The organism is Rhodanobacter sp. UC4443_H10 (genome assembly GCF_052978325.1).
In genome coordinates this window covers 3690038-3712573 of record NZ_CM129668.1, presented here as the reverse complement: position 1 = coordinate 3712573, position 22536 = coordinate 3690038, and the positions used below count along the sequence as shown (strand labels likewise).

21 protein-coding genes are annotated in these 22536 nt (G+C 68.1%); 13 read left to right on the top strand and 8 right to left on the bottom strand.

Going from position 1 to position 22536, the window contains the following annotated elements:
- Positions 1–4: 4 nt before the first annotated feature.
- Positions 5–787 carry a CDP-alcohol phosphatidyltransferase family protein gene (locus ACVCMB_RS16750; protein ID WP_395116982.1) on the bottom strand — a complete coding sequence of 261 codons (783 nt, stop codon included), beginning with the start codon at positions 785–787 and terminating at the stop codon, positions 5–7.
- Positions 788–896: 109 nt separating this feature from the next.
- Here ACVCMB_RS16750 and ACVCMB_RS16745 point away from each other — a divergent pair, with 109 nt between their 5' ends.
- From ACVCMB_RS16745 to ACVCMB_RS16735, 3 genes are all read left to right on the top strand, one after another.
- Complete coding sequence (locus ACVCMB_RS16745) at positions 897–1328, top strand: DUF4124 domain-containing protein (protein WP_395116980.1); 432 nt, start codon at positions 897–899, stop codon at positions 1326–1328.
- Positions 1329–1397: 69 nt separating this feature from the next.
- Entirely contained in the window at positions 1398–3098 is a 1701-nt protein-coding gene (locus ACVCMB_RS16740) for a proline--tRNA ligase (RefSeq protein ID WP_395116978.1), read from the top strand.
- A gap of 212 nt (positions 3099–3310) precedes the next feature.
- The gene (locus ACVCMB_RS16735) at positions 3311–3631 is read left to right on the top strand and encodes an H-NS histone family protein (protein WP_395116976.1); all 321 of its coding nucleotides are present in this window, start codon (positions 3311–3313) and stop codon (positions 3629–3631) included.
- A gap of 268 nt (positions 3632–3899) precedes the next feature.
- Here ACVCMB_RS16735 and ACVCMB_RS16730 read toward each other — a convergent pair whose 3' ends face one another.
- From ACVCMB_RS16730 to ACVCMB_RS16720, 3 genes are read right to left on the bottom strand one after another with little or no spacing between them, the layout of a single operon-like run.
- Positions 3900–5174, bottom strand: a complete 1275-nt coding sequence (locus tag ACVCMB_RS16730; RefSeq protein WP_395116974.1) for a threonine/serine exporter family protein — start codon at positions 5172–5174, stop codon at positions 3900–3902.
- Entirely contained in the window at positions 5171–5617 is a 447-nt protein-coding gene (locus tag ACVCMB_RS16725; RefSeq protein ID WP_395116972.1) for an NfeD family protein, read from the bottom strand. Before ACVCMB_RS16725 ends, ACVCMB_RS16730 begins: the two co-directional genes overlap by 4 nt.
- A gap of 15 nt (positions 5618–5632) precedes the next feature.
- A complete protein-coding gene (locus ACVCMB_RS16720; RefSeq protein WP_447105751.1) occupies positions 5633–6586 on the bottom strand; it encodes an SPFH domain-containing protein in 954 nt (317 codons plus the stop codon).
- Positions 6587–6759: 173 nt separating this feature from the next.
- On the opposite strand from ACVCMB_RS16720, the gene phoB reads away from it, so the two are divergent.
- The 5 genes from phoB to ppk1 all read left to right on the top strand — a co-directional run bounded on the left by phoB (position 6760) and on the right by ppk1 (position 12898).
- Positions 6760–7464 (top strand): phosphate regulon transcriptional regulator PhoB, encoded by a 705-nt coding sequence (gene phoB / locus ACVCMB_RS16715; RefSeq protein ID WP_395116970.1) that lies wholly within the window; start codon positions 6760–6762, stop codon positions 7462–7464.
- 17 nt (positions 7465–7481) lie between these two features.
- A complete protein-coding gene (phoR, locus tag ACVCMB_RS16710; protein WP_395116968.1) occupies positions 7482–8762 on the top strand; it encodes a phosphate regulon sensor histidine kinase PhoR in 1281 nt (426 codons plus the stop codon).
- A 315-nt stretch (positions 8763–9077) separates the two neighbouring features.
- Positions 9078–10223: a glycosyltransferase family 4 protein gene (locus tag ACVCMB_RS16705; protein WP_447105750.1), complete on the top strand. Its 1146-nt coding sequence runs from the start codon at positions 9078–9080 to the stop codon at positions 10221–10223.
- Positions 10198–10761 carry a phosphatase PAP2 family protein gene (locus ACVCMB_RS16700; protein ID WP_447105749.1) on the top strand — a complete coding sequence of 188 codons (564 nt, stop codon included), beginning with the start codon at positions 10198–10200 and terminating at the stop codon, positions 10759–10761. Before ACVCMB_RS16705 ends, ACVCMB_RS16700 begins: the two co-directional genes overlap by 26 nt.
- A gap of 28 nt (positions 10762–10789) precedes the next feature.
- Positions 10790–12898 (top strand): polyphosphate kinase 1, encoded by a 2109-nt coding sequence (gene ppk1, locus ACVCMB_RS16695; RefSeq protein WP_447105748.1) that lies wholly within the window; start codon positions 10790–10792, stop codon positions 12896–12898.
- 157 nt (positions 12899–13055) lie between these two features.
- On the opposite strand, the gene ACVCMB_RS16690 is transcribed toward ppk1, so the two are convergent.
- Positions 13056–14309 carry a porin gene (locus ACVCMB_RS16690; protein ID WP_395116961.1) on the bottom strand — a complete coding sequence of 418 codons (1254 nt, stop codon included), beginning with the start codon at positions 14307–14309 and terminating at the stop codon, positions 13056–13058.
- A 260-nt stretch (positions 14310–14569) separates the two neighbouring features.
- Between ACVCMB_RS16690 and pstS the strand changes: the two genes are divergently transcribed.
- The 5 genes from pstS (at position 14570) to phoU (ending at position 19301) form a co-directional block, all read left to right on the top strand.
- Entirely contained in the window at positions 14570–15604 is a 1035-nt protein-coding gene (gene pstS / locus ACVCMB_RS16685) for a phosphate ABC transporter substrate-binding protein PstS (protein WP_447105747.1), read from the top strand.
- A gap of 146 nt (positions 15605–15750) precedes the next feature.
- Positions 15751–16758 carry a phosphate ABC transporter permease subunit PstC gene (pstC, locus tag ACVCMB_RS16680; protein WP_395116957.1) on the top strand — a complete coding sequence of 336 codons (1008 nt, stop codon included), beginning with the start codon at positions 15751–15753 and terminating at the stop codon, positions 16756–16758.
- Positions 16758–17624 carry a phosphate ABC transporter permease PstA gene (gene pstA / locus ACVCMB_RS16675; protein ID WP_136256896.1) on the top strand — a complete coding sequence of 289 codons (867 nt, stop codon included), beginning with the start codon at positions 16758–16760 and terminating at the stop codon, positions 17622–17624. Before pstC ends, pstA begins: the two co-directional genes overlap by 1 nt.
- On the top strand, positions 17617–18411 hold the full coding sequence (pstB, locus tag ACVCMB_RS16670) for a phosphate ABC transporter ATP-binding protein PstB (protein WP_395116955.1): 795 nt from the start codon (positions 17617–17619) through the stop codon (positions 18409–18411). The genes pstA and pstB overlap by 8 nt, the downstream gene beginning before the upstream one ends.
- Positions 18412–18554: 143 nt before the next feature.
- Positions 18555–19301 carry a phosphate signaling complex protein PhoU gene (phoU, locus tag ACVCMB_RS16665; protein ID WP_395116953.1) on the top strand — a complete coding sequence of 249 codons (747 nt, stop codon included), beginning with the start codon at positions 18555–18557 and terminating at the stop codon, positions 19299–19301.
- Here the strand turns inward: phoU and ACVCMB_RS16660 are convergent, their stop codons facing one another.
- The 3 genes from ACVCMB_RS16660 to ACVCMB_RS16650 all read right to left on the bottom strand — a co-directional run bounded on the left by ACVCMB_RS16660 (position 19302) and on the right by ACVCMB_RS16650 (position 22535).
- The gene (locus ACVCMB_RS16660; protein WP_447105746.1) at positions 19302–20720 is read right to left on the bottom strand and encodes a sensor histidine kinase; all 1419 of its coding nucleotides are present in this window, start codon (positions 20718–20720) and stop codon (positions 19302–19304) included.
- Positions 20721–20790: 70 nt separating this feature from the next.
- The gene (locus tag ACVCMB_RS16655) at positions 20791–21126 is read right to left on the bottom strand and encodes a hypothetical protein (protein ID WP_395116949.1); all 336 of its coding nucleotides are present in this window, start codon (positions 21124–21126) and stop codon (positions 20791–20793) included.
- 65 nt (positions 21127–21191) lie between these two features.
- The gene (locus tag ACVCMB_RS16650; RefSeq protein WP_395116947.1) at positions 21192–22535 is read right to left on the bottom strand and encodes a sigma-54-dependent transcriptional regulator; all 1344 of its coding nucleotides are present in this window, start codon (positions 22533–22535) and stop codon (positions 21192–21194) included.
- Position 22536 lies beyond the last annotated feature (1 nt).

Genomic DNA, 22536 nt, shown 5'->3' with positions numbered 1-22536 from the left:
GCGTTCATCTGGCGGAGTGCCGTGCACGGCGCCGATGCGCGATCCGCGCCGCGATGGTCCACACCGGCCCGGACAACAGGTACACGGTGAAACCCGCCAGCAGCACCCGCGCCGGCGCCAGATACAGCAAGGCAAGCAGCAGCACCGCCACCACCATCCAGGCGAACGGCACGTTGCCGCGCTCGCCCATCGGCAGCGACTTGAAGCTGAAATAGCGGAAGCGGCTGACCATCAGCAGGCCGGTGACCACCACGATCGCCGCGCTGGCGAAGGCCAGCTCGGCGCCGCTCCAGCCGGCCTTCTCCATGGTCCACACGAACGACATGTTCACCGCCGCCGCGGCCGGACTGGCCAGGCCCTGGAAATAGCGCTTGTCGGCCACCCCTGCCTGGGTATTGAAGCGCGCCAGCCGCAGCGCGGCGCAGGCGGCATAGATGAACGCGCACGCCCAGCCCAGCTTGCCCCACAGCGGCCCCACGTCGCGCAGCGCCGACAGCGACCACGTGTACATCACCAGCGCCGGCGCGAGGCCGAAGCTGACCAGGTCCGACAAGGAGTCGTACTGCACGCCGAACTCGGTCTGCGTGCCGGTCATGCGCGCCACGCGCCCATCCATGCCGTCGAGCACCGCCGCCAGGAACACCGCGATGGCCGCCTCGACGTAATGGCCGCCGATGCTTGAAATGATCGCGTAGAACCCGGCGAACATCGCCGCCGTGGTGAACAGGTTCGGCAACAGGTAAATGCCGCGGTGCCGGGGCGGTTGAACGGGCATGGGTGGACTCATGAAGCAGGATCGTGACGGAGTAGGCGCAGTGTAAACCATTGCCTGCTTGAGTCCGGGGCGCCGGAGTGATAACAAGGAACGACTGATTTTCCCCTGTCCGGAGACCCCCATGCGCCGTTCGCTGATTGTCGTGGCACTGCTGCTGTTTGCCCCGTTGTGTGCCGCGCAGGTCTACAAGTGGACCGACGCCAGCGGCACCGTGCACTACTCCGAGGCGCCGCCGACGCAGGGGGTCAAGTACAGCAAGGTCACCACGACCGGCACGGTGGAGCCGCTGGTCAAGCCGGCCGAACGAAGCAATCCGGAGGACGTCGCGGGCGGCAGCAACGAGCCCGCCGTCGCACCGAAGACCATGGCCGACACCCCGGAGAACCGCAAATCGCTGTGCGCCTCGCTGCAGTCCAACCTGGCGACCCTGCAGGGCAGCGGTCCAGTGGTGATGGAGAAGGATGGCAAGCCCAACGCACTGGACGCCTCGCAACGCCAGCAACAGATCGCCACCGCCCAGGCCCAGTACGACCAGTACTGCCAGGGCAAGTAAGCCCCCGGGCCGCACTCCGGCGGCGGTGGCGCCGCTACAATGGGCGCTTTACACGCCGGAATCGCCCGCATGCGCCTCAGCCAATTCCACCTGGCCACCGTCAAGGAAGTCCCTGCCGACGCCGAGATCGCCAGCCATCGCCTGATGCTGCGCGCCGGCATGATCCGCCGGCTGGCCTCCGGCCTGTACACCTGGAGTCCGCTGGGCCTGCGCGTGTTGCGCAAGGTCGAGCGCATCGTGCGCGAGGAAATGGATCGCGCCGGCGCGATCGAATTGCTGATGCCGACCATCCAGCCGCGTGAACTCTGGGAGGAAACCGGTCGCTGGGCGAAATTCGGCCCGCAGCTGCTGAAGATCCGCGACCGCAAGGAGCAGGAATTCTGCTATGCGCCGACCGCCGAGGAAGTGATTACCGATTACGCCCGCAACGAGCTGAAAAGCTACAAGCAGCTGCCGGTCAATTTCTACCAGATCCAGACCAAGTTCCGCGACGAGATCCGCCCGCGTTTCGGCGTGATGCGCGCGCGCGAATTCCTTATGAAGGATGCCTATTCATTCCATCTCGGGCAGGAGTCGCTGGCGGAAACCTACGCCGCGATGTACCAGGCCTATGTGCGCATTTTCACCCGCCTCGGCCTGAGCTTCCGCGCGGTGCAGGCCGACACCGGCGCCATCGGCGGCAATGCCAGCCATGAATTCCAGGTGCTGGCCGATTCGGGCGAGGACGCGATCGCGTTTTCCGACGGCTCCGACTATGCCGCCAACCTCGAGAAAGCCGAAGCGCTGCCCCCGTCCGTCGAACGCCCTGCGCCCGCCGCCGGCCTGCAGCGCGCGGACACGCCGACCCAGAAAACCATCGCCGACGTCGCCGCCTTCCTGAAAGTGGAGCCGCGGCAATGCGTGAAGACCCTGCTGGTGCGCGGCGTCGAAGGGCTGGTCGCGCTGTGCCTGCGCGGCGACCACGAACTCAACGAGGTCAAGGCCGGCAAGCTGGCCGAGCTGCCGGGCGAGATGGTGCTGGCCGGCGAAGAGGAAATCCGCGCCGCCTGCGGCACGCGCCCGGGGTTCATCGGCCCGGTCGGCCTGCCCGATTCCATCCCGGTGATCGTCGATCGCGACGCTGCCGTACTGGCCGACTTCGTCTGCGGCGGCAATGCCGACGGCGTGCACTGCACCGGCGCCAACTGGGAGCGAGACGCGCGCATCAGCCGCATCGCCGACCTGCGCAACGTGGTCGAGGGCGATGCCTCGCCCGACGGCCACGGCGAACTGCACCTGGCCCGCGGCATCGAAGTGGGCCACGTGTTCCAGCTGGGGACGAAGTATGCCGACGCCCTGCGCGCCACCGTGATCGACGAAGGCGGCAAGGCCCAGGTGATGGCCATGGGTTGCTACGGCATCGGGATCAGCCGCATCGTCGCCGCCGCCATCGAGCAGCGCCATGACGACGCGGGCATCATCTGGCCCGAGGCGATGGCGCCGTGGCGGGTGGCGGTGTGCGTGATCAACCCGAAGAACGCCTCCGCCGCGGTCAACGAGGCCGCCGAGGCGCTGTACCAGGCACTCGTCCAGCGCGGCATCGAAACCGTGCTGGACGATCGCGGCCTGCGTCCCGGCAACATGTTCGCCGACATGGAGTTGATCGGCATCCCCCATCGCGTGGTGGTGAGCGAACGCGGGCTGGCCGCCGGCACGCTGGAATATCGCGGCCGCGAGGACAGCGAGAGCCGCACGTTGAGCCAGGATGAGTTGTTCGCACTGCTGGCCTGATTAATGAAACCGGCGGGTTTCGAATATCGGTACATTTGCCCTTGCAACCCTGTTTCATAATCGTTTCGAATATGAACTGTGACGCGCGTCGGGGAGTTTGGCGCTTTACAAATGTTTGTCCGATCATGGAGAATCCGGACTGGCCGGCATTCACCATGCCCGCATTGCCTCGATAATGGGGCATGATTCGTCACCCTCACCGGAGTCCGTCCATGGCCGTCGATATCAAGAATCTCAACCACAATCAGCTCAACGATCTCATCAGCAAGGCACAAATCCGTCAGGACGAATTGCGCAAGGAGAAGGTCGTCAAGCTGCGCGAGAAGGTCCACGCGCTGATCAAGGCCGAAGGTTATTCGTTCGAGGACATTTTCGGCGGTGCCCGCAAAAGCAAGCGCGCCGGCGCCAAGGTTGCCCCGAAGTATCGCAACCCGGCCAACCCGGCGCAGACCTGGTCCGGCCGCGGCAAGCGTCCGCACTGGTTCAACGACGCGCTGAAGGCGGGCAAGAAGGAAAAGGACCTGACGATCTGATCGCCGTCCCCACGCCATGGAAACAGCGCCGGCCTCGCGCCGGCGCTGTTTTTTGGCTTGAACCATGCGACGTCCATTCGCCGCGCAAGGCTCATGCGGACGCAACGCAAAGGGAGGTCAGGAAGGCGCGGCTCTTGATCTTGCCGGGGCCAGGAGCACCCTCCTCAATCCTCCCCTGCTTCAAAGGGGAGGAGGTGAAGGTGCCGCGGGTTCGTCTCCCGTGATGAACCGGGTGGCGTGAAGTCCGGCTAGCCCGGTCGCTTTTGTTTTACAGAGAGCGCCGCGGCGAAATCAGCAAGTCGCCGAACATCAGCCCCGCCACCAGCGACACCAGCAGGGTGACCAGCAGCAAGCCGGCGTCCAGGCCGAGCGAGGTGTCGCGTTCGAGCAGGAACGACATGCTGCGGAAGCCCACGCTGCCCGGCACCAGCAACAGGATGCCCGGTTCGCGGATCACCGCGCCGGGCCGATGCGCATAGCGCGCGTAGACGTTGGCCAGCGCGCCCAGCAGCAAGCCGCCCAGGAACACGCCTACCGGCGCGCCCGGCAACGAGGTGGAGATCTCGCCGCCCCAGCGCGTGGCCAGATAACCCACCACCACCGCCGCGATCACTGCCGGCCAGTCGCGCCGGGCGGCGCGGAACAGGATCGCGAAGGCGATCGCGGCGACCAGCAGCACCGGGTAATCGGTCCATGACGGCAGCGGCGGCAAGGCGAAATCGCGCGCAGTGATGCCGAGTGCGCTGCACAACTCGGTCGCGGCGATGACCCCGAAAGTGAGCTTGAGCAGGGTCGCCATCGCACCGCCCATGCGCGCCATGCCGGAAACCAGGTGCTGGCTGGAGATCTCGCGCACGGCGGTGGTCAGCGACATGCCGGGGATCAGGATGATCAGGCTGGCCAGCACCACCGACTTGATCGCCAGCGGCACGATGAAGGCGCTGACCAGGATCGCCACCATGGTCGCCACCAGCGCACTGATTGCATCGCTGGCCGCCGCCAGCTGCGGCCGCACGGCAGCCGCCAGGGTGATGCAGCCGATGATCGTGCCGATCACCGCCGCGACCACCAGGTCCACCCACGAGCTGTGCAGGAACAGCGCCGCAATCGAAGCCGCGGACAAGCCGTAGCTGGCGATCAGGCCGATTTTCTCGCGTCGGCTGTCCGGTCGCCCCAGCTCGCGCAGCAGGCGAAAGCCTTCGCGCAGGCCCAGCTCGCCGGCGATCGCGCGGTCGGCGATGTCGTCGGCCTGGCACAGCCGTTCCAGGTTCACCTCGCCCGGCGGCAGCCGCACCACCTGGGTGGTCGTCGCCACGCGCTCCTCGCCCTGGGCGAGGTCGGCGAAGGAAATGATGACCGCGGTAGGGCTGGACCACACGTCGGCGGACAAGCCCAGCCGCTGCGCCACGCCGGCCACGGCCATCTCCAGTCGCGGCGCGGTGGTGCCGTACTGGTGCAGGCGCCGCGCCAGCTCCAGCACGAACGCCATGCGCGTGTTCAGCGCGGTGGTGGCGAATTGCTGCTGGCTGATGGTGCCGCTCATGCCACCGCGCGCACCTGCAGGGTGGAACCATCGACGGCAACCACTTCCACGGTGGCGCCCAGCGGCAGGTCCGGCCCGTTGACCAGCCACTGGCCGTCGCCCACGCGGGCCTTGCCGCGACCATTGACGATCGCCTCGATCAGCTCATAACGCTGGCCGATCATCTGCTCGGCGCGACGGTTGAGGCGTTCGCTGCCCGGCACGCGACGCTCCAGCTTCGGCCGCAGCCAGCGCGCGTAGGCCACGCAGAAGGCGAATGCGAGCAGGCCGAACACGATCGCCTGCGCCAGCAGGCCCAGCGTCGGCACGGCCCACAGCAGCACGCCCATCGCCGCCGCGGCCAGGCCGATCCACAGCAGGAAATAGCCCGGCAGCAGCAGCTCGCCGGCAATCAGCAGCAGCGCCAGGATCCACCACAGGTAATGCACGGCAAGTTGCCACATGGTCGGGGACTCCACTCAGCGCAGCGGCGGCACCGGCGCGGCCGCCGGGCGCTGCTGCTGGGTGAGGGATTCCTTGGCCAGTTCGGCGATGCCGGCCATCGCGCCGATCACGCCGGTGGCCTCGATCGGCAGCAGCAGCATCTTCTGGTTGGGCGAATTGGCCATTTCCTTCAGCGCGCTGATGTAGTTGTTGGCGACGAAATAGTTCAGCGCATTGATGTTGCCGCCGGCGATCGCGTCGGAGACCATCGTGGTGGCCTTGGCCTCGGCCTCGGCGGTGCGCTCACGCGCCTCGGCGGCGCGGAACGCGGCCTCCTTCTCACCCTCGGCAGAGAGGATCGCCGACTGCTTCTCGCCCTCGGCCTTGAGAATCGCCGCCTGGCGGAAGCCCTCGGCGTCGAGGATGTTGGCGCGCTTCTCGCGCTCGGCCTTCATCTGCCGTGCCATTGCGTCGATCAGGTCGCGCGGCGGCGAGATGTCCTTGATCTCGATGCGGTTGACCTTGACGCCCCACGGGTGGGTCGCCTCGTCCACCACGCGCAGCAGGCGGGCGTTGATCTCGTCGCGCTTGCTCAGGCTTTCGTCCAGGTCCATCGAGCCGAGCACGGTGCGGATGTTGGTCATCACCAGCGCCAGCGAGGCCTGCTCCAGATTGGCCACTTCATAGGCCGCCTTGGCCGCATCCAGCACCTGGTAGAACACCACGCCGTCGACACGCACCACCGCGTTGTCCTTGGTGATGACGTCCTGCGAGGGCACGTCCAGCACCTGCTCCATCATGTTCATCTTGTGCCCGATCGCCTGGTAGATCGGGATCAGGAAATGCAGCCCCGGGCTCAACGTGCCGGTGTACTTGCCGAACGTCTCCACCGTCCATTCGTAACCCTGCGGCACGATGCGCACCAGCTTGACGATGCCGATGACGACCACGACCAGGATGACCAGCGCCAGCAGTTGTGCGATACCCATGAAGCTCTCCCCTTTCCGTGAAGATGTCAGTATAGGCGAGCGCAGCGCCGTCGAGCGGGCCGGACCACGGCGTCATGGAACGATCATCACGACCGCGGCCGGGCAGCCCGGCGCTGTCATCGTCGCGTAACATGGCCGTGATTCCATGGCGCCGGCTGCCACTGGGCATATGCATGCAAAAACGCATCCTGATCATCGAAGACGAGGCGCCGATCCGCGACATGGTGGCGTTCGCGCTGCGCCGCGCAGAGATGCTGCCGGTCTGCGCCGCCGATGCCGGTGAAGCGCAGCTGGCCATCGCCGAGGCGGTGCCCGACCTGATCCTGCTCGACTGGATGCTGCCGGGCATCAGCGGCATGGACCTGGCCCGGCGCCTGCGCCGCGAGGAGCTGACCCGCGACCTGCCGATCATCATGCTGACCGCCCGCGGCGAGGAGACCGACCGCGTGGCCGGTCTGGATGCCGGCGTGGACGACTACGTGGTCAAGCCGTTTTCCACCCGCGAGCTGGTGGCGCGGATCAAGGCGGTGCTGCGCCGCAGCCAGGGCGAGGACGGCGCCGGCATGATCGAGCTGGGCGGGCTGCGTCTGGACGGCCAGGCGCACCGGGTGTTCGCCGGCGACGAGCCGGTGCACCTGGGCCCCACCGAATACCGCCTGTTGCACTTCTTCATGAGCCACAGCGAGCGCGTGTATTCCCGCGCGCAACTGCTCGATCATGTCTGGGGCGGCAGCGTCTACGTGGAGGAGCGCACCGTCGACGTGCACATCCGGCGCCTGCGCAAGACCCTGGAGGCATGGGGCCTGGATGCCCTGATCCAGACAGTGCGCGGCACCGGTTACCGCTTCTCCGCCCAGCCCGCACCCGTGCGGCCCTGAGCAGCTCCGGCCGGCGCATGCGCAGCATCCGCACCTCCTTCGACACCGGCTTCCTCGTCATCGTGATCGGCTCGATGGCCGGCGCGATCGTCGCCGCGCTGTGGGCGTCGCCATGGTGGGCGCTCGGCGTCGCCCTGGGCGGTGAAGCCGTCGCGCTGGGGTGGTGGCTGCGCGCACGCCGTGCACGCCGGACGCGACCCGATACACCTGGCCAACTCCGCGCCGCACGCGCCTTGCGCCAGTCGCGCCTGCGCGCGCAGTTGCACGACGTGCGCGACGCGGTGGGCGCACTGGCCGATGCCGTGGTGCTGTTCGACGATCAGGGGCGCGTGCGCTGGTTCAACGCGGCCGCTACCCGTCTGCTCGGCGTGCGGCGCGAACACGTCGGACAGCCGCTCGCGCAATGGCTCGACGGCAGCGAGCTGGGCACGTGGCTGCGCACGAATGCCACGCAGCCGGCCACCGACCTGCCGGCGCCGGCGGATGCGTCGCTGCGCCTGGCCGCGACGATCATCCCCTTCGGCCAGCAGCTGAAGGTGCTGCTGGCGCGTGACATCAGCACGCTGAGCCGGCTGGAGCAGGTGCGCCGCGATTTCGTGGCCAACGTCTCGCATGAGCTGCGCACTCCGTTGACGGTGATCCACGGCTATCTGGAACTGCTGGACCCCGTGGACGTGCCCGAGCTGGCGCCGGTGCTCGGCGAGATGCGCATGCAGTCGCAGCGGATGCAGCAGATCGTCGAGGATCTGCTGACCCTGTCGCGGCTGGAAACGCGCGAGGCCCTGCCGGACGAGGAAGTGGCCATGATTCCGCTGCTGGAGACGCTGCGCCGCGAGGCGGTGGCGCTCAGCCAGGGCCGGCACCGCATCAGCGTGGAGGCGACCACTGCGGTGCGCCTGCGCGGCTCGATCCATCACCTGCACAGCGCGTTCTCCAACCTGACCAGCAACGCCGTGCGCTACACGCCCAGCGGCGGCGAGATCGTGATCGGCTGGCGGCAGACCGCCGATGGCGGCGCGATCTTCTCCGTGCGCGACAGCGGGCTGGGCATCTCCGCCGAACACCTGGTGCGACTCACCGAGCGCTTCTACCGCGTGTCGTCCAGCCGCTCGCGCGAGTCCGGCGGCACCGGCCTGGGCCTGTCCATCGTCAAGCACGTGCTGAACCTGCACCAGGGGCGCCTGGTGATCGAGAGCGAGCCCGGCCGCGGCTCGACCTTCTCCTGCGTGATGGAAGCCTCGCGCGTGTTGCCGCCGGACCGCGGCGGCATCTTCCGCGCCGAGACCCCGGCCAACTGAGCCGCGCCTGCGCGCAACCCCCTTGTCGCAAAAAAAACGGCGTGGAGAAAATCCACGCCGGGAGCCGATTCAGGAGGGGGAGCGGCATCTCGAAGATGCCTGCCATGGAGGGGAGTGCCTGGCAGGCGCAGGCATTGTCGCAACGCCGCGTGACAAGGCGATGACATGCGGGGCTCGCTTTTTTGTCACGACGGCAGTTCGCGATGCCTTCCCGCAGCGCGCGCAAGTCGGCAAGCACACAAGCGTCATGCAGCCGTCGTTCGCGTGCAACAGGGCGGCGCCACGATCGGTGCCAGTTCCGATCGGAGAACAGCGATGCGCGTCAGCTTCGTCACGGAAACCTGGCCGCCCCAGGTGAACGGTGTCGCCCTCACCGTGCGCACGCTTGCCGCCGGGCTGGCCGCACGCGGGCTGGGCGTCGACGTGGTCCGCCCCGGCGGCGACGGCCGCGACGGCAAGGTCGAACTGGTACGCGCACGCGGCGTGGCGCTGCCGCGCTACCCGGGCATGCAGTTCGGCCTGCCCGCCGGCAGTGCGCTGCGCCGGCGCTGGCATGCGAAGCGGCCCGATGCGGTGTACATCGCCACGGAAGGTCCGCTGGGCGCGTCGGCGCTGCGCGTGGCCAACGCGCTGCAGGTCCCGGTGGTGAGCGGGTTCCACACGCGCTTCCACGACTACGCCGCCCACTATGGCGTCGGCCTGCTGGCGCCGCTGGTACGCAACCACCTGCTCGGCTTCCACCGTCGCGCGCAGATGACCCTGGTGCCGACCAACGCGCTGCACGCCGAGCTGACGGATGCCGGTGTCGACCACGTGCGCAAGCTGCGCCGCGGCGTCGATGTCCGGCTGTTCTCGCCGGAGCGGCGCGATCCGGCGCTGCGCCGCAGCTGGGGCGTGGATGACGAGACGCCAGTGCTGCTGTGCGTCGGCCGGATCGCCGCGGAGAAAAACCTGGGCCTCGCCGTGCAGGCTTTCCGCGCGTTGCAGGCACGCACGCCCGCCGCGCGCCTGGTGATGGTCGGCGACGGTCCGCAACGCGCGGCGCTCGCCAGCGCCTGCCCGGAGGCCTTGTTCGTCGGCACCAGGCACGGCGCGGATCTGGCCGCGCACTACGCCAGCGCGGACGTGTTCCTGTTCCCGAGCCTGTCGGAAACCTTCGGCAACGTGGTACTGGAAGCGATGGCCTCGGGGCTGGCGCTGGTCGCGTTCGACCATGCCGCGGCGCAGGAGCACGTCGTCGACGGCATCTCCGGGCGCATTGTGCCGCCCTCGGACGCGCGCAGTTTCATCACCTCGGCCTATCAGCTCGGCGTCGACCCGACGACCCGCCGCAGGCTCGGCGCCAATGCGCGGCGCGCCGCGCTGCGGTGCCCGCCGGACATAGTGATCGCGGAATTCGAGACTTTGCTGGTCTCGCTGCTGCATGGCCATCCCGATGACCGTCTCCGCGCCGTCGCCTGAACCGGCAACTCTGTCGCTGGACGCGCTGCTGTGCCGCGCGGCCAGCCGCTGGGGCGCGCGTCGCGCGGTGCAACGGATCTTCGGCGCTGCCAGCCGCCTCGGCGATGGCTGGCTCTGGTACGGCCTGATCGCCGCGTTGGCCATCGGCGGCGGTGACCGCGGTCGGCACGCCGCACTGCAGATGGCCGGCACCGGCATCGTGGCGTGGTTGCTCTACCGCACGCTGAAGCGCCGCACGCGTCGCCCGCGGCCGTTCCGCGTGCACCGCGAAGTGATCGCGCGCGCACCGCCGCTGGACGAGTTCAGCTTCCCGTCGGGGCATACGCTGCACGCGGTGAGCTTCGGCATCGTTGCCGCCGGCTGGTTTCCCGTGCTGGCCCTTCCGCTGGCGCTGTTCGCCGTGCTGGTGGCGATGTCGCGCGTGGTGCTGGGCCTGCACTACCCCAGCGACGTGCTCGCCGGTGCCGCACTCGGCGCGGTGCTCGGCCTCGCCTCGCGCGGGCTCGACGCCGCACTCGTCGGCACCCTGGCGGGTTGAACCGCCCTCACCCGCCGACCCTCCGCCCATGACCATCGCAAGCGCGCCGCAGCACGTCGAGCCGGAGCCGGCCAGCGTCGGTTTCCGCGCGGCGAACCTCTGCCTCAACCACGAACTTTCGGCGCTCCAATTCAATGCCCGCGTGCTGGCCCAGGCGCGCGACGCCACGGTACCGCTGCTGGAACGGCTGCACTTCCTGTGCATCTCGGTGCGCAACCTCGACGAGTTTTTCGAGGTGCGCGTGGCCAGCCTCAGGCACTGGATCGCCTACGGCGACGCGCGCCCGGGCCCGGACGGCATGCCCCTGGCCGAGGTGCTCGCGCAGGTGCGCGACAACGCCACCCGGCTGATGCACACCCAGTACGAAACGTGGCACGACGAGCTGCGCCCGGCGCTGGCGCGCGAGGGCATCGTGTTCATCGACGGCGCGCCCTGGTCGCCCGCACAGACGCGCTGGGCGCGCACGCACTTCGAGCGCGAGATCCTGCCGGTGCTCTCGCCGCTGGGCTTGAACTCGGCCCACCCGTTCCCGCGGATACTCAACAAGAGCCTCAATGTCGCGGTGGTGCTGGACGGCGAGGACGCCTTCGGTCGCGAGGGCCATGTCGCGGTCGTGCGCGCGCCGCGCTCGCTGCCGCGCGTGATCCGCCTGCCGCCGGAGGTCGCCGGCGCGCCACACCAGTTCGTGTTCCTCTCCACGCTGCTGGAGCGCTTCGCCGACGCGATGTTCCCCGGCATGACGATCCGCGGCGCCTGCCAGTTCCGCGTGACGCGCGATTCCGAACTGGAGCTGGAAGAAGGCGACACCGAGAACCTGGCGCGCGTGCTGAGCATGGAACTGCGCGAGCGGGCTTACGCCGACGCGGTGCGGCTGGAACTCGGCGAGGGCTGCACGCCCGAGGTGCGGCAGATGCTGCTGGTGAACTTCGGCCTGACCGATGCCGACGTGTACCTGTGCAGCGGCCCGGTCAACCTGCATCGCGCGTCGGCGGTCTATGACATGGTCGATCGCCCGGATCTGAAATATCCGCCGTTCGTGCCGGCCGTGCCTCGCGCCTTCACGGCGGACGCCGGCATGTTCGACACCATCAGCCAGGGCGACCTGCTGCTGCATCACCCGTTCGATTCGTTCACGCCCGTGCTCGAACTGCTGCGCCAGGCCAGCACGGACGCCGACGTACTGGCGATCCGGCAGACGCTGTACCGGGTCGGCGAGGACTCGCCGCTGGTCGGCTACCTTGCCGATGCGGCCCGCTCCGGCAAGGAGGTGACGGCGGTCATCGAGTTGCGCGCCCGCTTCGACGAGGAGGCGAACATCCGCCTGGCCGACCGTCTGCAGGAGGCCGGCGTGCAGGTCGTGTACGGCGTCGTCGGCTACAAGACCCACGCCAAGATGCTGCTGATAGTGCGCCGCGAACGGGGCGTGCTGTGCCGCTACGCGCACCTGTCCACCGGCAACTACCACCTGGCCACCAGCCGGCTCTACACCGACATCGGCCTGATGACCCGCGACCCGGGCATCTGCGCCGACGTGGGCCGGATCTTCCAGCAGCTGTGCAGCCTCGGACCGGCGGTGGAGCTGGAGCACGTGCTGCAGTCGCCCTTCAGCCTGCATCGCGGCCTGCTCGCCCTGGTCGAGCGCGAGATCACGCACGCATGCGCCGGCAAGCCGGCGCGGATCATCGCGCGCATGAACGCGCTGAACGAACCCTCCATGGTCGCCGCGCTCTACCGCGCCTCCTGCGCCGGCGTCGAGATCGACTTGATCGTGCGCGGCGCGTGCATCCTGCGCCCGGGCCTGCCCGGGGTCTCCGAGCGCATCCGCGTGCGCTCGGTGCTGGGCCGCTTTCTCGAGCACAGCCGCGTGTACTGGTTCGCCAACGACGGCCACGCCGAGATCTACGGCTCCTCGGCCGACTGGATGGAGCGCAATCTGCTGCGCCGGGTGGAGGCGTGCTTCCCGATACGCGACCCGCGCCTGGCGACACGCGTCTTCCGCGAAACCTTGCAGAACTACCTGGACGACAACGTGCAGGCCTGGCTGCTGGACGCCGATGGCCACTATCGCCGCGCCACGCCGGGCGACGCACCGGCGCATGCGGCGCAGGGCTGGCTGCTGGACCGGTACAGGACCTGACGCCTCGGCGGACGCGCGCGCAGCGTCATCGCCATCATCCGCGCAAAAAAAGAAACGGCGGGCATCCTGGCCCGCCGCTCTCCATCCCTGGGTGGAACTCCCTCACGATAACCGTTTGCCCCGCCGCGCCGCCGCGGACTGCCGCGGCGGCACGGGTTCAGAAGCGCACTTCGCCGAACACGCCGATCTCGTTGGTCTTGACGTTGCGCACGTGCGGCGGTACCGGCGTGCTGACGGACTTGTCGGCCTTCTCGTGCTTCCACACGCCGGCCAGCTTGAAGCCCTTGGTCACCTGGTACTCGACGCCGGCGTTGTAGTAGACGTTCTTGTTGGCGCCATCCAGCGTCTTGCTGAGCTTGGCGTTGTCGTAGCGGGCGAACAGGCTCACGTCGTCGGCCACCGCCACGCTGCCCCACAGCGAGTAACCGTCGGCCTTGTCGGTGGCCGTGGTGAGCACGTTGTTCCAGTTCTTCGCCGTGAAGTACTCGGCGCCGAGACGGAACGCGTCGCTGGCATAGGCGACCATGATGTCGCCGCGCTCGGCCGTGTTCACGGCGTTGACGTTCTCGGTCTCCTGGCCGCGATGGCCGCGGTAGCCGCCGATCGCCACCACCATGTTCTCGAACGGCACGAAGCCGAGGCGGCCCTCGACATCCACGCCCTTGCTGCGGCCCGGATTCTTGTAGCCGTTGCCGTTGACCACCGACACCGCGTAGTTGAACGACTTGCCGGCGCCCAGCTCGCCACCCAGGTGCAGGCCCCAGTCCGCCGAGTTGCCGTACTTCAGGCGGTCGGTGATGGTGTTCTCGACGTAGCGGAAGCCGTAGTACTGCTCGGCGAACGGAATCCACGGCATGTCGGTCGAACCGATGCGCAGCACCGCCGCGTCGTCGAACTTGCCCTGCACGTAGGCCTTCTTGACGAACAGGCTGGTCTGGCCGTCGCTGCTGGAATAGTTGAAATCGGTGGTCAGGTTCATCGACCAGATGTCGTTGAACTTGTGGTCGACGCCGAGGTAGAAGCGCTTGACGTCCATGCCGATGCCGGACTTGTCGGTCTTGCCGCTGTCGCTGTCCTTCTGGTCGATGTTGGTGAAGTCGAAGTACATGCGGCCGGACAACTTGGTGTTGTTGACCAGCTTCTCCAGCGACTCGAGTTTCTTGTCGCTGGCGGTGGTCACCGCCGTCGCCTTCTCCACCGCCTGGCCGGTGCTGACGTTGATGTCGGACTGCGCATCGGTGCGCTGTTCCAGTTCGTTCACCTTGGCCTGCAGTGCGGCGAGCTGGGCCTTCAGCGACTCGACCTCGGCGCTGGTGGTCGCCGACGTCCGGTTCTGCGGCGCGGCCGCGGCCGTGAAGCTGGCAACCCCGAGGCCGGCGGCAATCGCCACCGCAATCAGTTTGGAACGCATGTCTTTCTCCGCAAGTGGGTGGGAAATCGCTGGGTCGCCGCCCGAACCGGAGGGGCCTGGCCGGCGATTGGTTAAAAGTTTGCAGACGGACTTTTACGGCCGGATGCCACTGACATGACAGATTCGAGACACTCCCGCGCGCGGCCCGCCGGCACTGTCGCAGGGGCTGTCATCTTGCTGCAACATTCATTTCATTCAATGGCAACACGAAAAGCCTGAAATGGCGGGGTCGCATCCGACCCCACTCGAAAGGAGCTTCCATGTTGACCCTCCGCAAACTGCCAGTCCGGCTCGCCGCCGTCGCCACGTTCGCCGTGGCCTCGACCTTCGGCGTGGCCGCCCACGCCACCGACATCACCGGCGCCGGCTCCAGCTTCGTCTACCCGGTCATGTCCAAGTGGTCGGCCGCGTATGCCGAGAAGACCGGCAACCGCCTCAACTACCAGTCGATCGGTTCCGGCGCCGGCATCGCGCAGATCAAGGAAGGCACCATCGACTTCGGCGCCTCCGACGCGCCGATGAAGGCCGAGGACCTGAAGAAGTACGGCCTGGGCCAGTTCCCGATCGTGGTCGGCGGCATCGTGCCGGTGGTCAACATCGCCGGCGTGCAGGCCGGCCAGATCAAGCTGGACGGCGCCACCCTGGCCGACATCTTCCTGGGCAAGATCAGGAACTGGAACGATCCGAAGATCGCCGCGCTGAACGCGGGCCTGGCCCTGCCGGCCGGCAAGATCACCGTGGTGCATCGCTCGGACGGTTCGGGCACCTCGTTCAACTTCACCAACTACCTGTCCAAGGTCAGCCCGGAGTGGGCCGGCAAGGTCAAGTTCGGCACCGCCGTGGAATGGCCGACCGGCGTGGGCGGCAAGGGCAATGAGGGCGTGTCGCAGTACGTGCGCCAGATCAAGGGCTCGATCGGCTACGTCGAATACGCCTACGCGGTGAAGAACAAGATCAGCTGGGTGAACCTGAAGAACGCCGCCGGCAACGTGATTGCGCCGGAAGCGGAGAGCTTCGCGGCCGCCGCGGCTACCGCCGACTGGGCCAGCGCCAAGGACTTCAACCTGATCATGACCAACGCGCCGGGCGCCAAGGCGTGGCCGATCACCGCCACCACCTGGATCATCATGTACAAGTCGCCGAAGAACGCGGGCAACAGCAAGGTCGCCTTCGACTTCTTCAAGTACGCGCTGGAGCATGGCCAGCAAGCCGCCAGCGAACTCGACTACGTGCCGCTGCCGGCGTCGCTGGTCAGCCAGATCGAGGCGTACTGGACGTCCGAGTTCAAGCATTGATGGCTTGATCGAAGCCGCCGCCCGCCCCGTTCGCCCCGAGCGCGTGGCGCAGGGTCGGAGCCGAAGGAGACTGCCCTTCGGCTCCGCTGCGCTACGCTCGGGGCGAATGGGGTTTGTTCAATCACAAGCCGGTCACCGAGTCCCGCATGACGACAGCCATCACCACCGACATCCTGGAACAGCGCAGCCGCCGTGACGCCCGTCACGAGCGGCTGTTCCGCTGGCTGTTGAAGGCCTGCGCGCTGCTGGTGCTGGCATCCCTGCTCGGCGCCGCCGCGGCCACCTTGTGGGGCGGGCGCGACGCGTTCGCCACGTTCGGCTGGCACTTCCTGGTCAGCTCCGAATGGGACCCGGGCAACGAGGTCTACGGTGCCCTGGTGCCGGTGTACGGCACCCTGGCCACCTCCTTCATCGCCTTGCTGATCGCCGTGCCGGTGAGTTTCGGCATCGCGGTCTATCTCTCCGAAGTGGCGCCGGCCTGGCTGCGCACGCCGGTGGCCTCGGCCATCGAACTGCTGGCCGGCATCCCCTCGATCATCTACGGCATGTGGGGGCTTTTCATCTTCGCCCCGTTCTTCGCCGAACACGTCAAGCCGTGGCTGACCAACAACCTCGGCAACCAGCCCGACGACGGCCAGCTGTCGTGGGTGGCCGAGCACGTGCCCTTCGTGGGCAAGCTGTTCGGCAGCAGCTATCCGTTCGGCGCCAGCATCCTGGTCGCCGGCATCGTGCTGGCGATCATGATCATCCCGTTCATCTCCTCGGTGATGCGCGAGGTGTTCCAGACCGTGCCGACGCGGCTGAAGGAATCGGCCTATGCGCTGGGTTCCAGCACCTGGGAGGTGTCGTGGGACATCGTGCTGCCGTACACCCGCTCGGCGGTGATCGGCGGCATCTTCCTCGGCCTCGGCCGCGCGCTGGGCGAGACGATGGCGGTTACCTTCGTGCTGGGCAACGCGATGCAGCTGTCGGCCTCGCTGCTCGATCCCGGCACCTCGATTGCCTCGACCATCGCCAACCAGTTCAGCGAAGCCGCCGGCCTGCAGAAGTCCGCGCTGATGGCGCTGGCCTTCCTGTTGTTCGTGGTCACCTTCATCGTGCTGCTGATCGCCCGCCTGATGCTACGCCGCCTGGCGAGCAAGGAGGGTCGTTGATGAACGCGCTCTACCTGCGCCGGCGGATCACCAATGCGCTGGCCATGACCATGAGCATGCTGGCCACGCTGGTGGGGCTGGCCTTCCTCGCCTGGATTCTCTGGGAAACGCTGCGCCAGGGCATCAGCGCGCTGGACCTGAAGCTGTTCACCAAAATCACCGCCTACGGCGAGGACGGCGGCCTGCTGAACTCGATGGTCGGCAGCCTGGTGATCAACTTCATCGGCATCGGCATCGCCACGCCGATCGGCGTGCTGGCGGGCACCTGGCTGGCCGAGTACGCCAACCGCACGAAGCTGGGGGAGTCGATCCGCTTCCTCAACGACATCCTGCTGTCGGCGCCGTCGATCGTGATGGGCCTGTTCGTCTACACCATCATCGTGCTGCCCAGCACGGCGCTGACCCACGGCAACACCACCTTCTCCGGCTTCGCCGGCGGCGTGGCGCTGGCGCTGATCGCGTTGCCGGTGATCGTGCGCACCACCGACGAGATGTTGCGGCTGGTGCCCTCCACCTTGCGCGAAGCCGCGCTGTCGCTGGGCGTGCCGCAGTGGAAGCTGACCGTGCAGATCCTGATCCGCGCCGCGCGCTCGGGCATCATCACCGGCGTGCTGCTGGCGCTGGCGCGCATCAGCGGCGAGACCGCGCCGCTGCTGTTCACCGCGTTCGGCAACAACTACATGGCCATCAACCCAATGGAGAAGATGTCCAGCCTGCCGCAGATCATCTACCAGTACGCCAACGACCCGGGCGAATCGATGCACGCGCTGGCGTGGGCCGGCGCGTTCGTGATCACCATGTTCGTGCTGCTGCTTAGCCTGGCCTCGCGCCTGATCCTTTCCCGCACCAAGGTGTCCCATGACTGATCCCGCCCTCGCCGCCCGGCCGTTGCCGGTGGCGTCGCCCAAGTTCACCGTGCGCGACCTGCACTTCCACTACGGCGATTTCCATGCGCTGAAAGGCATCGACATGGATATCCCAGAGAAGCAGGTCACTGCGATCATCGGGCCGTCCGGTTGCGGCAAGTCCACCTTGCTGCGCATCTTCAACCGCATCTACGCCATCTACCCCAAGCTGCGGGCCACCGGCTCGATCCTGCTCGACGGCGAGAACATCCTCGACCCGCGCTATTCGATGAACCGCCTGCGCAGCAAGATCGGCATGGTGTTCCAGAAGCCGGTGCCGTTCCCGATGACGATCTTCGAGAACGTCGCCTACGGCATCCGCCACCACGAGAAGCTGTCCAGGTCCGACATGGAAGGCCGCGTCGAGCAGGCACTGCGCAGCTCGGCGCTGTGGGACGAGGTGAAGGACAAGCTCAAGCACAACGCGCTGGGCCTCTCCGGCGGCCAGCAGCAGCGCCTGTGCATCGCCCGCGCGATCGCGCTGAAACCCGAAGTGCTGTTGCTGGACGAACCCACCTCGGCGCTCGACCCGATCGCCACCGGCCGCATCGAGCAATTGGTGGAGGAACTGAAAAGCCAGTTCACCATCGTCATCGTCACCCACAACATGCAGCAGGCCGCCCGCGTCTCCGACCTCACCGCCTTCATGTACCTGGGCGAGCTGATCGAGTTCGACAAGACCGAGAAAATCTTCACCAAGCCGGACAAGAAGCAGACCGAGGATTACATCACCGGGCGATTCGGCTAGACGATTGAAAGCCCCTCTCCCTCCGGGAGAGGGGGTGGGGTGAGGGTACGGGCGGGGCCTCGGCGCCCGGCTCCGCCCGAACCTTCATCCGCCCCTTCGGGGCACCTTCTCCCAAAGGCAGAAGGAACAAGCAGAGGCACATCATGAGCACTGGCACAGACCACATCATCAAGAGCTACGACACCGAACTGAGCCGGCTCACCGCCGAGATTGTGCGCATGGGCGAGTTGTCGGTGAAACAGCTGGAGGCGGCGATCGACGTGGTCGAGCGGCGCGACGAGCGCGCCGCCCAGCGCGTGGTCGACAACGACGACACGATCGACCAGATGGAGCACGACATCAGCCACGACGTGGTGCGTCTGCTGGCATTGCGCGCGCCGATGGCCGGCGACCTGCGCAACGTGTTCGCGGCGCTGCGCACGGCGGCCGACATCGAGCGCATCGGCGATTACGCCGCCAACGTGGCCAAACGCTCGATCCCCCTGTCGATGGTGGCCCCGGTGCAGCCGGCCCGGGGCCTGGAACACCTGGCGCGGCTGGCGGCCACCGGCGTGCGCGAGGTGCTCGCGGCCTACCAGGAGCGCGATGCCGAGCGCGCGCACGCGGTGTGGAAGAACGACACCGTGCTGGACGAGGCCTATACCGGCTACTTCCGCCAGCTGCTGACCTACATGATGGAAGACCCGCGCAACATCACCCCGTGCACGCACCTGCTGTTCATGGCCAAGAACATCGAGCGCATCGGCGACCACGCCACCAACATCGCCGAGAACGTGTGGTTCCAGGTCACCGGCGAACCGCTGCAATCGCAGCGCAGGAAACTCGACCAAACCTCCAGCGCGGACTTCTCCGGCCTGGCCGGATCGGGGGACAAGCCCGCGCGCCCGTGATCAGCCGCGCGGCGGCGCCTTGGCGGTCGGCAACAGCAAGGTCACGCGCAGGCCGCCGCCCTCGCGGTTGGCCAGCAACACGCGCCCGCCGTGCGCCTCGGCGATCTCGCGCGCCAGCGCCAGGCCCAGGCCGGTGCCGGAGCGCTTGGTCGAATAGAACGGCAGCAGCGCCTGCGCCAGCACCGTTTCGCTCATGCCCGGGCCACGGTCGGCCACCTCCACGCGCATCTCGGCGCCGACATCGTGGATCGACAGCGTGACCTCGTCGTCCGGGCCGCCGGCTTCGTGCGCGTTCTTGATGAGGTTGATCAACACCTGCTCGACCTGCGCGGCGTCGAACCAGCCCGGCCGCTCCGGAACGGCCGAGGCCAGACGATAGCGGCAGTGCAGCGACAGGCCTTCCAGAAAGGCCGCCCACTCCACCGCGACCGGTCGCGGTGTCGGCAGCTTGGCGAAGCTGGCATAGCCGGCGATGAAGCCGTGCAGGTGGCGGGCACGTTCGCCGATGGTGGCGAACACGCTGGGCAGGCGATCGACGTCGCCGCGCCGCGCCAGCTCCGCGCCAGAGTGCGCCAGCGAGGAGATCGGCGCCAGCGAGTTGTTGAGCTCGTGGCTGATCACCCGGATCACCCGCTTCCAGGTCGCCACCTCCTGCCGCGAGAGCTCGCGCGTCATGCGCCGGAACGAATGCAGGCGATGCGGCCGCCCCTGCAGGCGGAACGCGCGCTGCGACAAGTGGAAGGTTTCGTCGCTGCCGTCCATGTCGACCGTGAGCAGCGCGTCCTCGCCGCTCTCCACCGCCTGCCGCAGAACCTGCGGCGCCTCGGCCAGCAGCTCGGCGAAATCCAGCCCGGCCAGGCTGCGCCCCTCGTTGAACAGATGCCGCGAGGCGATGTTGGCGTAGGCCACGCGGCCGGAGGCGTCGGTGAGCACCAGCGCCACCGGCGTGTTCTGCACCACCGTGTCCAGCAGCAGCTCGCGTTGCGCGAGGTGCTGGCGCTGTTCGCGCAAGGTATGGCCGAGCTCGTTGTGCATGCGGATCAGCTTGCCTAGTTCGTCGCGGCGGTTGGCCGCGATGGAGAAGCTGAAATCACCGTCGCGATAACTGGCCACCGCGCCTTCCAGCGCCCGCAGCAGACGGCTCACCGGGTCCAGCGCGCGCCCGGCCAGCCAGATCGCGGCCAGCATCAGCAACACCAGCCCCACGGCCAGTGCGATGTAGACATCCTGCGGCGGCGGCGTCGCGGCAACCGCGGCCGATGCCGCCTCGTCGGCGCCGGCCGCGCCGCCATGCAACCACGCGAGCAGTTGCGGCAGTGGCCAGCGGGTGACGCCGACAAGGATCAGTGCGCCGACCACGCCGGCGGCGACCAGCAGCAGACTCAGCCGCGCGCGCAGCGAGTTCAGCAGTTGCCACATGGGGCGCCGCTCCGGCCGCTGCGCACGGCGGCAGGCACCGACCCCGACCCCGGCCCGCGCGTCCACCGCATCAGCGGCATCCCGGCGCCCTCGGATGCATCGCGCAATCGAGTGGCGGCCGGCCGTTCTGCCACGGCCGCGACTTGCCCATCACGGCGGCCTTGTCGTTGGCCTGCGGCGGCGGCTCATAGGCGGGGCCCTGATGCTTCGCCTGCCTGAACTGGAACACGCCATGGGCGTCGTTGCCGGGCAGCACCGGTACGCTGCGGTAATTCGTCGAGCCGGCCGCCGGCGGTGCGGCATCCCAGCGATCGTCGCGGGAGTCGCTCTGCGGCGCGGCCGACTGCGCGGCCACGGCGCCGGCCAGCAACATCGCGCAAGGGATCAACAGACCTCGAAACTTCATCGCACACCTCCCTTCTCGATCGCGCATCTTTGTCCGCCGCACGCGCGGCGGCAAGCCCGCTCCGGTCAGCCCGAGGTGGCCAGCCCGTAGCGCTCCATCCGCCGATACAGCGCCTGGCGCGACAGGCCAAGCTGCTGCGCGGCGCGACTGACCACGCCGCCGGCATGCTGCAAGGCGTCCTCCACGGCGTCGCGGCTGGGTTCGTCCAGGTTGCGGTTGCTCGCTGCCGCATGTTGCGGCAGGTTGAGCAGCTCCGGCGTGATCGGGTTGCCGCCCGCCAGCAGGGCGGCGCGCTCGATCGCGTTCTTCAGCTCGCGCACGTTGCCCGGCCACGGATAGCTTTGCATCGCCTCGCGCGCGGCGTCGCCCAGTTCCGCGCGGCCGTCGAGGAAGAATTCCGCCAGCGGCAGGATGTCGTCGGTGCGCTCGGTGAGCGGCGGCAGGTTCACCTCGATCACGTTGAGCCGGTAGTACAGGTCCTCGCGAAAGGTACCGGCCTGGATCATCGCCTTGAGGTCGGCGTTGGTGGCGCTGAGCACGCGCACCTTGGCGTGGCGCGTCTTGCCCGAACCGAGCCGCTCGAACTGGCCGGTTTCCAGCACGCGCAGCAGCTTCATCTGGCCGGGCAGCGGCAGGTTGCCGATCTCGTCGAGGAACAGGGTCCCGCCGTCGGCCAGCTCGAAGCGGCCCTCGCGCGCCTTGTTGGCGCCGGTGTAGGCGCCGGCCTCGGCACCGAACAGCTCGGCTTCGATCAGCTCGCCCGGCAGTGCGCCGCAATTGACCGCCACGAACGGCCCGCGCTTCACCGCGGAGTTCGCGTGCACGATCGCCGCGATGCGCTCCTTGCCGGTGCCGTTGGGGCCGGTGATCAGCACCGGCACGTCGGAGCGGGCGACCTGGCAGGCCAGGTTGAGCGTGCGCCCCATTGCCTCGGAAGCGAATACCAGCCCGTCGAGGTCGTACTTGCTGCGCAGGTGCTCGCGCCGCTGGCGCCGCTCGCGCCGGCTGCGGGTCAGCTCGCGGCTGGATTCGGACAACTCCAGCAGGTTCTCCACCGTGGCCAGCAGCTTGTGGTCGTCCCAGGGCTTGGCCAGGTAATCGGCCGCGCCGGCCTTGACCAGCTCCACCGCGGTTTCCAGGTGCGTCCAGGCGGTGAGCAGGATCACCGGCAGGTCGGGATGGCGCTCGCGGATGGCGCGGAACAGCTCCACGCCCTCCTCGCCCGAGGTGGTGTCGGCGGTGAAGTTCATGTCCTGGATCACCACGTCGACGGTGTCGCGCTCCAGCATGGCCAGGCCGTCTTCCGGCGTCAGCGCGGTCAGCGGGAGGATCTCGTGCAGCGACAGCGCCAGCGAGAGCGCCTCGCCCACGGCGGGATTGTCGTCGATGATGAGTACGGTTCGGGTCATT